This window comes from Kitasatospora sp. NPDC038210 (assembly GCF_055600605.1).
Genome location: NZ_JBVJYK010000003.1, coordinates 535422 through 547882 on the forward strand (window position 1 = coordinate 535422; position 12461 = coordinate 547882).

At 73.4% G+C, this 12461-nt stretch carries 10 protein-coding genes and 1 pseudogene; 5 read left to right on the plus strand and 6 right to left on the minus strand.

Features of this window, described 5'->3' with window-relative positions; genetic code table 11:
- The first annotated feature begins 84 nt into the window (after positions 1 to 84).
- Positions 85 to 1539, plus strand: coding sequence for an NAD(P)H-quinone dehydrogenase (locus ACZ7KX_RS08925; protein ID WP_350520019.1), 1455 nt, complete (start codon positions 85 to 87; stop codon positions 1537 to 1539).
- A 237-nt stretch (positions 1540 to 1776) separates the two neighbouring features.
- Positions 1777 to 2733 (plus strand): DeoR/GlpR family DNA-binding transcription regulator, encoded by a 957-nt coding sequence (locus ACZ7KX_RS08930; RefSeq protein WP_470325929.1) that lies wholly within the window; start codon positions 1777 to 1779, stop codon positions 2731 to 2733.
- Positions 2734 to 2835: 102 nt separating this feature from the next.
- Here the strand turns inward: ACZ7KX_RS08930 and ACZ7KX_RS08935 are convergent, their stop codons facing one another.
- The 6 genes from ACZ7KX_RS08935 to ACZ7KX_RS08960 form a co-directional block, all read right to left on the minus strand.
- The gene (locus tag ACZ7KX_RS08935; protein WP_470325895.1) at positions 2836 to 4611 is read right to left on the minus strand and encodes an acetyl/propionyl/methylcrotonyl-CoA carboxylase subunit alpha; all 1776 of its coding nucleotides are present in this window, start codon (positions 4609 to 4611) and stop codon (positions 2836 to 2838) included.
- Positions 4612 to 4847: 236 nt separating this feature from the next.
- Positions 4848 to 5582 carry a hypothetical protein gene (locus ACZ7KX_RS08940; protein WP_470325896.1) on the minus strand — a complete coding sequence of 245 codons (735 nt, stop codon included), beginning with the start codon at positions 5580 to 5582 and terminating at the stop codon, positions 4848 to 4850.
- Positions 5583 to 5646: 64 nt separating this feature from the next.
- A complete protein-coding gene (locus ACZ7KX_RS08945) occupies positions 5647 to 6249 on the minus strand; it encodes a nucleoside triphosphate pyrophosphatase (protein WP_470325897.1) in 603 nt (200 codons plus the stop codon).
- Positions 6250 to 6297: 48 nt separating this feature from the next.
- Complete coding sequence (gene mmpB, locus ACZ7KX_RS08950; RefSeq protein ID WP_350520024.1) at positions 6298 to 6438, minus strand: morphogenic membrane protein MmpB; 141 nt, start codon at positions 6436 to 6438, stop codon at positions 6298 to 6300.
- A 241-nt stretch (positions 6439 to 6679) separates the two neighbouring features.
- Entirely contained in the window at positions 6680 to 6901 is a 222-nt protein-coding gene (locus ACZ7KX_RS08955) for an acyl-CoA carboxylase subunit epsilon (RefSeq protein ID WP_350520025.1), read from the minus strand.
- 29 nt (positions 6902 to 6930) lie between these two features.
- The gene (locus tag ACZ7KX_RS08960) at positions 6931 to 8520 is read right to left on the minus strand and encodes an acyl-CoA carboxylase subunit beta (protein ID WP_350520026.1); all 1590 of its coding nucleotides are present in this window, start codon (positions 8518 to 8520) and stop codon (positions 6931 to 6933) included.
- A gap of 242 nt (positions 8521 to 8762) precedes the next feature.
- On the opposite strand from ACZ7KX_RS08960, the gene ACZ7KX_RS08965 reads away from it, so the two are divergent.
- From ACZ7KX_RS08965 to ACZ7KX_RS08975, 3 genes and pseudogenes are all read left to right on the plus strand, one after another.
- Positions 8763 to 9656, plus strand: coding sequence for a biotin--[acetyl-CoA-carboxylase] ligase (locus ACZ7KX_RS08965; RefSeq protein ID WP_470325898.1), 894 nt, complete (start codon positions 8763 to 8765; stop codon positions 9654 to 9656).
- 173 nt (positions 9657 to 9829) lie between these two features.
- Positions 9830 to 10954 carry an adenylate/guanylate cyclase domain-containing protein gene (locus tag ACZ7KX_RS08970; RefSeq protein WP_396551839.1) on the plus strand — a complete coding sequence of 375 codons (1125 nt, stop codon included), beginning with the start codon at positions 9830 to 9832 and terminating at the stop codon, positions 10952 to 10954.
- Positions 10955 to 11300: 346 nt separating this feature from the next.
- Positions 11301 to 12458 (plus strand): annotated as a pseudogene (locus ACZ7KX_RS08975) (GGDEF domain-containing protein); the annotation flags it as partial.
- Between the last annotated feature and the right edge of the window lie 3 nt (positions 12459 to 12461).

Below are 12461 nucleotides of genomic sequence, written 5' to 3' on the forward strand. Positions count from 1 at the left end.
CCGGGGCGGCGCCCGGACCGGGCTACTGGACGAAGGTACGGAAGCCCGGACCCCGGCGTGGCGGCGCTCCCGGCGTGCGGGACAATGGTGAGCGTGACTCGGATCGTGATCATCGGTGGCGGACCCGGCGGCTACGAGGCGGCTCTGGTCGCCGCACAGCTCGGCGCGGAGGTGACCGTCGTCGACCGCGACGGTCTGGGCGGATCGGCGGTGCTCACGGACTGCGTTCCGTCGAAGACGCTGATCGCGACCGCGGAGGTGATGACCACCTTCGACAGCTCGTACGAGGAACTCGGCATCATCGTCGCCGACGACACGCCCCCCAACGAGCAGGCCGCCAGGGTCGTCGGCGTGGACCTGGGCAAGGTCAACCGCCGTGTGAAGCGCCTGGCGATCGCGCAGTCCCACGACATCACCCAGTCCGTCACCCGGGCCGGCGTCACCGTGCTGCGCGGCCGCGGCCGGCTCGGCACCGGCGGGCAGGCCGTGGACGGCTCCCGCGAGGTCCTGGTGGACGCGCCCGACGGCACCGTGCACTCGCTGCGCGCCGACGCCGTGCTGATCGCCACCGGCGCCCACCCGCGCGAGCTGCCGGACGCCCAGCCGGACGGCGAGCGGATCCTGACCTGGACCCAGGTGTACGACCTGGAGGAGCTGCCCCGCGAGCTGATCGTGGTCGGCTCCGGTGTGACCGGCGCCGAGTTCGCCGGTGCGTACCAGGCGCTCGGCTCCAAGGTCACCCTGGTCTCCAGCCGCGACCGCGTGCTGCCGGGCGAGGACCCCGACGCCGCCGAGGTGCTGGAGGACGTCTTCCGCCGCCGCGGCATGAACGTGATGGGCCGTTCGCGGGCCGAGAGCGTCAAGCGGATCGGCGACCGGGTCGAGGTGACCCTGGCCGACGGCAAGGTGATCGAGGGCTCGCACTGCCTGATGGCGGTCGGCTCGATCCCCAACACCGCCGAGATGGGCCTGGAGGAGGCCGGGGTCAAGCTCAACGACTGGGGCCAGATCCAGGTCGACCGGGTCTCCCGCACGACCGCGCCCGGCGTCTACGCGGCCGGCGACTGCACCGGCGTCTTCATGCTCGCCTCGGTGGCGGCCATGCAGGGCCGGATCGCCATGTACCACGCGCTCGGTGACGCGGTGCAGCCGCTGAACCTCAAGACCGTGGCCTCCAACGTCTTCACCGACCCGGAGATCGCCACCGTCGGCTACACCGCGGCCGACGTGGAGTGCGGCAAGATGGACGCCGTCGTGGTCAAGCTCCCGCTGCGCGGCAACCCGCGGGCGAAGATGCAGGGCATCCGGGACGGCTTCGTGAAGCTGTTCTGCCGTCCGGGCACCGGCATCGTGGTCGGCGGTGTGGTCGTCGCCCCGCGCGCCAGCGAGCTGATCCACCCGATCTCGCTCGCGGTGGACGCCAATCTGACGGTCGAACAGGTGGCCAGCGCCTTCACCGTCTACCCGTCCGTCTCCGGCTCGACCGCCGAGGCCGCCCGGCAGCTGCACATCCGCAAGCGGGCCGACGGCGAATCCTGAGCGTCCGGCGCACAGTTGAGGGGCGGTCGCCGATCGGCGACCGCCCCTCGCGCATGATCGACCGTCACCCGGACGGCGGGCGCAGTCCCGGGCTATTGACGGCGCGTATTGTACGGTCACGCGCCGCTCGTGCGCGAGCAATTCCCGCTACTAGCTGCAAACGCCTGAAAGCAGACGGTCACGCAGGTTACCGTCGGTTCTGTGTTTGCTGCAGAACGTCGCCAGTTGATCCTCGAAATGGTGCGCGCCAACGGAGCCGTCTCGCTCCGGGAGTTGGCCCGCGTCGTCCAGACCTCCGAAGTGACCGTGCGCCGTGACGTGCGGGCGCTGGAGGCAGAAGGGCTCCTCGACCGCCGGCACGGCGGCGCGGTGCTCCCCGGCGGCTTCAGCCGCGAACCCGGCTACCCGCAGAAGACCCACCTGTCCGCGGCGGAGAAGAGCGCCATCGCGGACCTCGCCGCCGGCCTGGTGGAGGAGGGCGACGCGGTCGTGGTGGGGGCCGGCACCACCACCCAGGAGCTGGCCCGCCGGCTGGCGCGGGTGCCCGGTCTGACGGTGGTCACCAACTCGCTGCTGGTCGCCCAGGCGCTGGCGCACGCCAACCGGGTCGAGGTGGTGATGACCGGCGGCACCCTGCGCGGCTCCAACTACGCCCTGGTGGGCAGCGGTGCCGAGCAGTCGCTGCAGGGGCTGCGGGTCACCAAGGCCTTCATCTCCGGCAGCGGGCTGACCGCCGACCGGGGGCTGTCGACCGCGAACATGCTGTCCGCGAGCGTGGACCGGGCCATGGTGCTGGCGGCCGCCGAGGTCATCGTCCTCGCCGACCACACCAAGCTCGGCGCGGCCGGCATGTTCCAGACCGTCGCCACCGAGACGATCACCCGCCTGGTCACCGACGAGCAGGCCACCGCGGACGACGGCACCGCCCGCGAACTGGACGCGCTCGCCGACTGCGGGGTGCAGATCGACCTCGCACCGATCGGGGCGGCCCCGAGCGGCGACGCCCCGGTGCACGGCACCGGCAGCGGTCCGGTCCACCAGACCCAGCCCGGCCCGATGGCCCGCCGCGCCGGCCCGCCGCCCGGCGGCGCCCCGCTGCCCGGCCAGCGCCGCCCCGGTGCCCACGGCGGCCCGGTCGGCTCCGGCGGGATGCCGGTCCGGCTGGCCGAGATGGGCCTGCCGCGCGGGCGCTGAACGGCCCGGCCGGGCCGCGTACGGAAAGCGACCGGTCCGCACACCCCGAGGGGCGTACGGACCGGTCGTCGCCCGACAGGGCGGGTAAGACCTCGATCAGGGTCAGTCCTTGATCTCGCAGAGCGCGGCGCCGCTGCTGACGCTCGCGCCCACCTCGGCCTTGAGGCCGACGACGGTGCCCGCCTTGTGGGCGTTCAGCGGCTGCTCCATCTTCATCGCCTCCAGGACCACGATCAGCTCGCCCTCGGCGACGACCTGGCCCTCCTCCACGGCGACCTTGACGATGGTGCCCTGCATCGGCGAGGCGAGGGTGTCACCGCTGACGGCCGAACCGGCCTTCTTGGCGCCCACCCGGCGCTTGGCCTTGGCGGCACCCGCCGCACCGGCCGCCGGGGCCGTCGAGACGCCCAGCGAGGACGGCAGCGAGACCTCGATCCGCTTGCCGCCGACCTCGACCACGACGGTCTCGCGGCCCTCGGCCTCCTCGCCCTCGCCGGCCGCACCGGCGAACGGCGGGATGGTGTTCTCGAACTCGGTCTCGATCCACCGGGTGAAGATCTTGAACGGCTCGTCGCTGCCGTGCACCTCGGGCGCGAACGCCGGGTCGGTGACGACCGCCTGGTGGAACGGGATGGCGGTGGCCATGCCCTCCACCTTGAACTCGGTCAGCGCGCGGCGGGCCCGCTCCAGGGCCTGCTTGCGGTCGCGGCCGGTGACGATCAGCTTGGCCAGCAGGGAGTCCCAGGCCGGGCCGATGACCGAGCCGGTCTCCACGCCGGAGTCCAGGCGCACGCCCGGGCCGGACGGCGGGGCGAACAGCGTCACGGTGCCGGGCGCGGGCAGGAAGTTGCGGCCCGGGTCCTCGCCGTTGATGCGGAACTCAAAGGAGTGGCCGCGCACCTCCGGGTCGCCGTAGCCGAGCTCCTCGCCGTCGGCGATCCGGAACATCTCGCGGACCAGGTCGAGGCCGGTGACCTCCTCGGTGACCGGGTGCTCGACCTGCAGACGGGTGTTGACCTCCAGGAAGGAGATCGTGCCGTCCAGCGCGACCAGGAACTCGCAGGTCCCGGCGCCCTCGTAGCCGGCCTCCTTCAGGATGGCCTTGGACGCCCGGTACAACTCGGCGTTCTGCTCGGGGGTCAGGAACGGCGCGGGCGCCTCCTCGACCAGCTTCTGGTGGCGGCGCTGCAGCGAGCAGTCACGGGTGGAGACGACCACCACGTTGCCGTGCTTGTCGGCGAGGCACTGGGTCTCGACGTGCCGCGGGTTGTCCAGGTAGCGCTCGACGAAGCACTCGCCGCGACCGAAGGCGGCGACCGCCTCGCGCACGGCGGACTCGTACAGCTCCGGGATCTCCTCCAGGGTGCGGGCGACCTTGAGGCCGCGGCCGCCGCCGCCGAAGGCCGCCTTGATGGCGACCGGCAGACCGTGCTCCCGGGCGAAGTCGACGACCTCGTCGGCGCCCGAGACCGGGTCCGGCGTACCGGCGACCAGCGGGGCACCGGCGCGCTGCGCCACGTGCCGGGCGGTCACCTTGTCGCCGAGGTCGCGGATGGCCTGCGGCGGCGGGCCGATCCAGATCAGACCCGCGTCGAGGACGGCCTGGGCGAAGTCGGCGTTCTCCGACAGGAACCCGTAGCCGGGGTGGACGGCGTCGGCGCCGGAGTCGGCGGCCGCCTTGAGGACCTTGGCGATGTCCAGGTAGCTGGTGGCGGGGGTGTCACCGCCCAGCGCGTAAGCCTCGTCGGCCGCGCGGACGTGCAGCGCATCCCGGTCCGGCTCGGCGTAGACGGCGACGCTGGCGATACCGGCGTCCGAGCAGGCCCGGGCGACGCGGACGGCGATTTCCCCGCGGTTGGCGATGAGCACCTTGCGCACTGTGGCTCCCTTCTTGAACCTCGATGAGTTTATGGATTCCTGGGCAGTACCGGCGAGTAGCCCCGGGTTGTGAACTATCCCACACGCTCGGTGATGGGTTCCGACCCCCTGATACCGGCCGGTACGGAGACTCCGCAGGTCGCACCGGGTGGGGCCGGAGCGCCGGGGGCCACGGGGGGTGACGGGGCGGCGGCGTGGCGGGACGGTGGCATGGGCCACACTCTCGCCCGGACCGCTCAAGCGACGCCCGAGCGGGCGGCGGGCCGCTGGACCGCCTGGGCCGTCACGTCCGCCACCAGCTCCACCATGTCCGGCCCGTACGCCTCCGGATTGACCACCCGCAGGACCAGCGCGAAGGTTCCGTTGCGGCCGTGCCGGCGGGCGAGTTCGCGGTGGTGGGACACCAGGTAGCGCACCCCGGCCTGGTTGGCGGTGCCGGTCTGGCCGGATATCAGGAACACCGGGCGTCCGCCGTCCGGGGTGGCGATCCGGGCCAGCAGGGTGTGCGCCTGGTCCTGGTCCGCGGTGTAGTCCCGCTCGCCCACCACGAGCACGTTGCTGCCCGGGCCCGGGCCGGAGCTGACCAGCACGCCCGGCAGGCCCCAGGCCAGGTGGGCGGCCATCCGCTCGTTGCTGACCGGGCCGCCCAGGCAGAGCTCGGTCTTGGCGCCCAGGCCCCGGTGCGCGGCGTCGTGCGCGACCAGCTCGGGCCGCGCCCCGCACTCCTCGACCAGCCCGGCCAGCCACATCAGGGCGTAGGCGTCCCGGCGGGTCACGGTGTGCGCGTGCGAGCCCGCGCCGATGCTGCGCGGCACCACGATCAGGCACTCGCTGTCGGCGGGCAGCCCGAGGAACTCCCGCACCCGCTCGACCCGCCGTCTCCGCCGCAGGTTCTGCGCGAGCCAGCCCAGCCCGGCGCTGATGGCACTGGCCACCAGTCCGAGCACCACGTTGAGCACGCTGTCGGTCATCGCCGCGTTCCCTCCCCGTCCGGACGGCGGTCAGCTTAGAGGTCCGACGGCCGGATGCGGCAGGTCAGTTGGTCCACAGATCGATGATCCGGACGTCGAGGTCGGCGAGCAGGCGGCGCAGCAGCGGCAGCGAGAGGCCGATGACGTTGCCCGGGTCGCCGTCGATGCCCTCGACGAAGGGCGCCGAGCGGCCGTCCAGGGTGAACGCCCCGGCCACGTGCAGCGGCTCGCCGGAGGCCACGTAGGCGGCGATCTCGTCGTCGTCCGGGCTGCCGAAGCGGACGGTGGTGGAGGCGGTGGCCGAGGACTGCCGGCCGGTGACGGTGTCGATCACGCAGTGGCCGGTGCGCAGCACCCCGGCGCGGCCGCGCATCGACTGCCAGCGGGCCACCGCCTCGGCGGCGTCGGCGGGCTTGCCGAGCGCCAGGCCGTCCAGCTCCAGGACGGAGTCGCAGCCGATCACCAGCTCGCCGCCGGCGAGGTCGGCGGCGACGGCCTTCGCCTTGGCCTCGGCCAGGACGAGCGCGAGCTCGGAGGGCGAGGCGGCGCTGATCGCGTCCTCGTCGACGCCGCTGACCACCACGCGCGGGTCGAGACCCGCCTGGCGCAGCAGCCCGAGGCGGGCGGGGGAGGCGGAGGCGAGGACGAGGGTGCGCTGGTCGGTCATGGCCACCAGCGTAGGGGGTGCGGCTCCGGGGGTGCCGGTGTCCGCCGTTCAGGTGAACAGCCGGGCGATCATGATCAGGACGGAGCCCACCAGCACGATGGCGGCGAGCACCCTGCCGGCCCGCTGCATCCGTTCCTGCATTCGACGGGCCTCGGGCGAGGGCTCGTCACGGGGGTCTGACCAGAGCACCCGTCCAGAGTGCGCCGCGCCGGGCCCGGACGCCTGAGTATCCGTACTCAGGTTGACGGCCGTCCGGGCGCGCCCGCCGCCCGGACGCGCCTCGCGCCCCGGCGTGCGCGCTGCTCCGGTGTGCCTGCGGCCCCCGGCGCGCCCCTCCGCTCCGGCGCGCCGGGGGTGGAGGGACGGCCGACGACGGCGGAGCAGGACGTCGGACGGGCCGACTTCCTGCTCCGCGTGCGGTCGGTTCGGCTCAGTGCGCCCAGCCCGACGTCCGCCAGGCGTTGACGCCCGGGCGGAGGGCGGGGCGGAGCAGGCGCGAGCGGTCGTTCCAGGGGGAGGCCGGGCCGGCGCCGGCCTGACGCGCCGCCTCGGCGGCGGCCTGCGCGGCGGCGGCCCGGGCCTGGACCACCGCCAGGACGGTGGCCAGCTCCTCGGGGGTCGGCTGCCCGTGCAGCACGTGGATCGGGGACATGGCTGGTTCTCTCCCGACAGGGATGGGGCCTACAGGGGGATGTTGCCGTGCTTCTTCGGCGGCAGCACCTCGCGCTTGCCGCGCAGCGCCCGCAGGCCCCGGACGATGTGCCGGCGGGTCTCGCTCGGCGCGATGACCGCGTCGACGTAGCCGCGCTCGGCCGCCAGGTACGGGTTCAGCAGGGTGTCCTCGTACGAGGCGATCAGCTCGGCCCGCTTCTCCTCGACGTTCCCGGCCGCCTCGGCCTCGGCGATCTCCCGGCGGTGCAGGATGTTGACCGCGCCCTGCGCGCCCATGACGGCGATCTGGGCGGTCGGCCAGGCCAGGTTGAGGTCGGCGCCCAGGTGCTTGGAGCCCATGACGTCGTAGGCGCCGCCGAAGGCCTTGCGGGTGATCACGGTGATCAGCGGGACGGTGGCCTCGGCGTAGGCGTAGATCAGCTTGGCGCCGCGGCGGATGATGCCGTCCCACTCCTGCTCGGTGCCGGGCAGGAAGCCGGGCACGTCCACGAAGGTCAGCACCGGGATGTTGAACGAGTCGCAGGTGCGGATGAAGCGGGCGGCCTTCTCGCTGGCGTTGATGTCCAGGCAGCCGGCCAGGTCCATCGGCTGGTTGCCGACGATGCCGACCGACTGGCCCTCGACCCGGCCGAAGCCGGTGATGATGTTGCCGGCGTACAGCGGCTGGGTCTCCAGGAACTCGCCGTCGTCGACGATGTGCTCGATGACCTTGCGCATGTCGTACGGCTGGTTCGCCGAGTCCGGCACGATCGTGTCGAGTTCGAGGTCCTCGTCGGTGACCGACAGGTCGGCCTGCTCGGCGTAGGACGGCGGGTCGCTCAGGTTGTTGGAGGGCAGGTACGAGAGCAGGCTCTTGACGTACTCGACCGCCTCCTTCTCGTCCGCGGCCAGGTAGTGCGCGTTCCCGGACTTGGTGTTGTGGGTGCGCGCGCCGCCCAGTTCCTCCATGCCCACGTCCTCGCCGGTGACGGTCTTGATCACGTCCGGGCCGGTGATGAACATGTGCGAGGTCTTGTCGGCCATCACCACGAAGTCGGTGATCGCGGGGGAGTACACCGCGCCGCCGGCGCAGGGGCCCATGATCAGCGAGATCTGCGGGATGACGCCCGAGGCGTGCACGTTGCGGCGGAAGATCTCGCCGTAAAGGCCGAGCGAGACCACGCCCTCCTGGATCCGGGCGCCGCCGGAGTCGTTGATGCCGATGACCGGGCAGCCGGTCTTCAGCGCGAAGTCCATCACCTTGACGATCTTCTCGCCGAAGACCTCGCCGAGGGAGCCGCCGAAGACGGTGAAGTCCTGGGCGAAGACCGCGACCTGGCGGCCGTCGACGGTGCCGTAGCCGGTCACCACGCCGTCGCCGTACGGGCGGTTCCTCTCCTGGCCGAAGTTGGTCGAGCGGTGCCGGGCGAATTCGTCGAACTCCACGAAGGAGTCCTCGTCTAGCAGCTCCACGACCCGCTCGCGGGCGGTCAGCTTGCCCTTGGCGTGCTGCTTCTCCACGGCCTTGGCCGAGCCGGAGTGCACCGCCTCGTCGAGCCTGCGCCGCAGGTCGGCGAGCTTGCCGGCGGTCGTGTGGGGGTCGTACGGCGCCTCGGTCATCCGGTGGCTCTCCCTGATCCATGGCCGCGACCTGTTCGAGTGCGCGCGGACCGGGTGGAGGGGGCCCGCGCATGAGGGCAGGGCGGCGCTACGAACTACCGCTGGGTAGCGTAGCCAGCGCGGAGGGCGATCCGGCACGTCCTGGCGTTATGGCCATCGACACAGTTTTGTTGACGGCCGTTCTGCGGGACGATGGGGCGGCCTACGCCCCCCGGCTGGGCTCACGCCCTAGGGTTTCCCGCATGAACGCCTCCGACACCCCCCGCCGCAGCGGACTGCGCGGCTTCGGCCACACCGGACCGTCGCCGTGGACCGACCTGGACCGTCCGCCGCTCGACGAGGAGGCGCTGCGTCACGACCTGCTCGTGCCGGGCGGGCTCTGGACCTCCCTGGACGTCGTCACCGAGACCGGCTCCACCAACAGCGACCTCGCCGCCCGGGCCAAGGCCGGCGGGGCCCGGGGCGCGGTGCTGGTGGCCGAGGCGCAGAGCGCCGCGCGCGGCCGGCTGGACCGGCAGTGGACCGCCCCGGCCCGCTCCGGGCTGTTCCTGTCCGTCCTGCTGCGCCCCGAGGAGGTGCCGGTCGAGCGCTACGGCTGGCTGCCGATCCTGGTCGGGGTGGCCGCGGCCAGCACGCTCGGCCGGATCGCCGAGGTCGAGGTCGGGCTGAAGTGGCCCAACGACCTGCAGGTGGAGATCGACGGCGCGGAGCGCAAGGTCGGCGGCATCCTCACCGAGCTGGCCGGCGGCGCCGTGGTGGTCGGCCTCGGCCTCAACGTCTCGCTGCGCGCCGAGGAGCTGCCCGTCCCCACCGCCGCCTCGCTCGCGCTGGCCGGCGCCGCCACCACCGACCGCGGCACCCTGCTGCGGGCCCTGCTGCGCGAACTCGCCGAGCTGTACCGCGAGTGGACGGCCGCCGCCGGCGACCCGCACGCCAGCGACCTGCTGCGCGCCTACGTGGACCGCTGCACCACGCTCGGCCGCCAGGTGAAGGTCCACCTGCCCGGCGACACCGAGCTGGTCGGCGAGGCGGTGGCGGTGGACGGCGACGGGCGGCTGGTGGTTCGTACGCCCGACGGCGCACGCCGGGCGGTCGGCGCGGGCGACGTCGTCCACGTGCGCCCCGAGCCCCGCTGAACGGCAGTCTTCACCTCTCCTTGACCCGGGCTGATGCCCCGGATCCGGCGATTCCGTGCGAACATTCCACCTGGCAGCGGTGTGAGGCGCGCCACTGCCCGCCTGGGTGGCGGGCGGTGCGCCCGGACAGGTAGGACACGAGGCGAGTGCGGCGACCGCACGGGGACGGACCGGTGGCAGAGGACGGCAGCAGCGGCACGACGGCGGGCAGCCACGACCCCACGGTCGCGCTCGAACTGGAACGCCTGATCCTGGACGCGCCGCGCCGTTACACGCCGTACCAGGCCGCGCGCGCCGCCGACGTCCCGATGGAGCTGGCCACCCGGTTCTGGCGGGCCATGGGCTTCCCCGACATCGGCCAGTCCAGGGCGCTCACCGACGGCGACGTGATCGCGCTGCGGCGCCTCGCCGGCCTGGTCGAGTCCGGACTGCTGAGCGAGTCCATGGCGATCCAGGTGGCCCGCTCCACCGGCCAGACCACGGCCCGGCTGGCCGGCTGGCAGATGGACACCTTCCTGGAGAACCTCACCCAGTCCGTCGAACCCGGGCTGACCCGCGCCGACGTGGCCTACCCGCTGGTCGAGCTGCTGCTGCCGGAGCTGGAGCAGTTCCTGGTGTACGTCTGGCGGCGCCAGCTGGCCGCCGTCACCGGCCGGGTGGTGCAGGCCGCCGAGGACCACGAGATCACCAGCGGACGGCTCGCCGTCGGCTTCGCCGACCTGGTCGGCTTCACCCGGCTGTCCCGGCGGCTGGAGGAGGAGGAGCTCGGCGAGCTCGTCGAGACCTTCGAGAACACCTGCTCCGACCTGATCGCCGGACAGGGCGGCCGGGTGATCAAGACCCTCGGTGACGAGATCCTCTACGTCTCCGAGGACCCGGCGACCGCCGCCGAGATCGCGCTCAGCCTGATCGAGGCACTGGCCGGGGACGACGCCATCCCGCCGCTGCGGGTCGGCATGGCCTTCGGCACGGTCACCTCGCGGATGGGCGACGTCTTCGGCACCACCGTCAACCTGGCCAGCCGGCTCACCTCGATCGCGCCCAAGGACGCGGTGCTGATCGACGGCGAGTTCGCCGCCGCGCTGGAGCAGAACGGCAGCGTCGCCCCGGCCGACTCGGAGGGGCCGGGCCTGGCCGAGGCGCTGTCGGCCGCCGCCGGGATGCCCGCCTCCGGGCTGCCGATGCCGGGGCCGGACGCCGGCGCCCGCTTCCACCTGCAGCCGATGTGGCGGCGGCCGGTGCGGGGGCTCGGGCTGGTGGAGCCGTGGCTGCTCACCCGGCGGCTGAAGCCGGAGTAGCGGCGGCGCGGTGTGCGGCACGGCGCCAGGAGGACGGAGTGGGCGGCGACGGGAGGGGTTCGGCTGCTGTTCTGGGGTGTCGAACGGTTGAAACCCGTACGGCTCTGAGATGGTCCATCCGGGCAAACGGGGCATAACCGAACGAAACCGCCATAGTCTTGGTGCAAGCGGCCGGTCGGGTGCGACCGGGCGACGGGGGTCCGGCAGGACCGAGCACAGGGAGCGAGGCGAGCCGGTGAGCAGTGAGGCGATCATGACGGACCGCGGCTGCGACTGCGGCGGCTCGCGGCACCGCGACCCGCTGCCCGACCTGAGGCTGCAGTCCGTGGTCGAGCTGGCCCAGGACATGGCCGGCGCACTCACCCCCCTGGAGGCCGTCCGGGCCGCCGCCACCCGGGCCACCGAGGCGCTCGGCGCCACCATGGCGGCCGTCTCGGTCTGGGACCGCGAGTCCGGCCGGCTGCGGGTGCTGGTCAACCACGGCGAGCTCGCCCCGGGCGAGGAGGAACTGCCCGAGGACGAGTCGTACCCGGTCGCCGACTTCCCCGAGATCGTCACCTATCTGGAGGAGCGCTGGACCACCGGGCGGCTGCCGCGCGCCTGGCTGCAGAGCGCCGAGAACACCGAACCGCACGCCGGTCACACCCACCCGACTGCCGGCGCGTACTGCCGGGAACGCGCCGCGGCGCTGCGCCGGCGCGGACGGGCCTGCTGCGTGGTCGCGCCGATCGTGCTGCACGGGCAGGCCTGGGGTGAGCTGTACCTCGCCCGGTCGGTCGGGATGCCCGAGTTCACCGAGGCCGACGCCGACTATGCGACCCTGCTCGCCGCCCAGGTCTCCGCCGGGCTCGCGCAGACCGAACGCCTCGCCGACCTGCGCAAGCTCGCCTTCTCCGATCCGCTCACCGGCCTCGCCAACCGGCGCGCCGTCGACGCCCGGCTGGAGAGCGCGCTGGAGGCGCACAACCGGCACAACACCGTGGTCTCGCTGGTCGTCTGCGACGTCAACGGGCTGAAGCGGGTCAACGACCAGCTCGGCCACGAGATGGGCGACCGGCTGCTGGAACGGTTCGCCCACCAGCTCTCGCTGGCCGCCGCCAAACTCCCCGGCAGCCTCGCCGCCCGGCTCGGCGGCGACGAGTTCTGCCTGCTGGTGGAGGGGCAGAAGGCCGACGAGGTGGTCGCCGTCGCCGAGGAGCTGTGCGCCCGGGCGCTCGCGCTGTCCGAGGGCGAGGGCGTGGCCTGCGGCGTCGCCTCCACCGGGGATTCCATCGGTCCGGTCACCACCCCCGACCGGCTCTTCCGCCTCGCCGACGCCGCCCAGTACCGGGCCAAGGCCGCCCGCGCCGCCCACCCGGTGGTCGCCGGGCGCAGCCACGGCCCCGGCTTCTCGCCCGACCCCACCGTGCTGCTCGCCGACGCAGCCGACCCGCACCACCGGGCCGACGGGCGGCGCGGGCCGAACGGCCGGGCCGGCACGGGCGACCGGCGGCGGTTCCGCGGCGCC

Coding starts and splice junctions, on each gene's coding strand:
- ACZ7KX_RS08955 (WP_350520025.1), bottom strand. CDS start 6,901: ATGTCCCCGATCCACGTGCTGCACGGGCAGCCGACCCCCGAGGAGCTG.
- ACZ7KX_RS08930 (WP_470325929.1), top strand. CDS start 1,777: ATGGTGCGCGCCAACGGAGCCGTCTCGCTCCGGGAGTTGGCCCGCGTC.
- ACZ7KX_RS08960 (WP_350520026.1), bottom strand. CDS start 8,520: ATGACCGAGGCGCCGTACGACCCCCACACGACCGCCGGCAAGCTCGCC.
- ACZ7KX_RS08965 (WP_470325898.1), top strand. CDS start 8,763: ATGAACGCCTCCGACACCCCCCGCCGCAGCGGACTGCGCGGCTTCGGC.
- ACZ7KX_RS08940 (WP_470325896.1), bottom strand. CDS start 5,582: ATGACCGACAGCGTGCTCAACGTGGTGCTCGGACTGGTGGCCAGTGCC.
- ACZ7KX_RS08945 (WP_470325897.1), bottom strand. CDS start 6,249: ATGACCGACCAGCGCACCCTCGTCCTCGCCTCCGCCTCCCCCGCCCGC.
- ACZ7KX_RS08925 (WP_350520019.1), top strand. CDS start 85: ATGGTGAGCGTGACTCGGATCGTGATCATCGGTGGCGGACCCGGCGGC.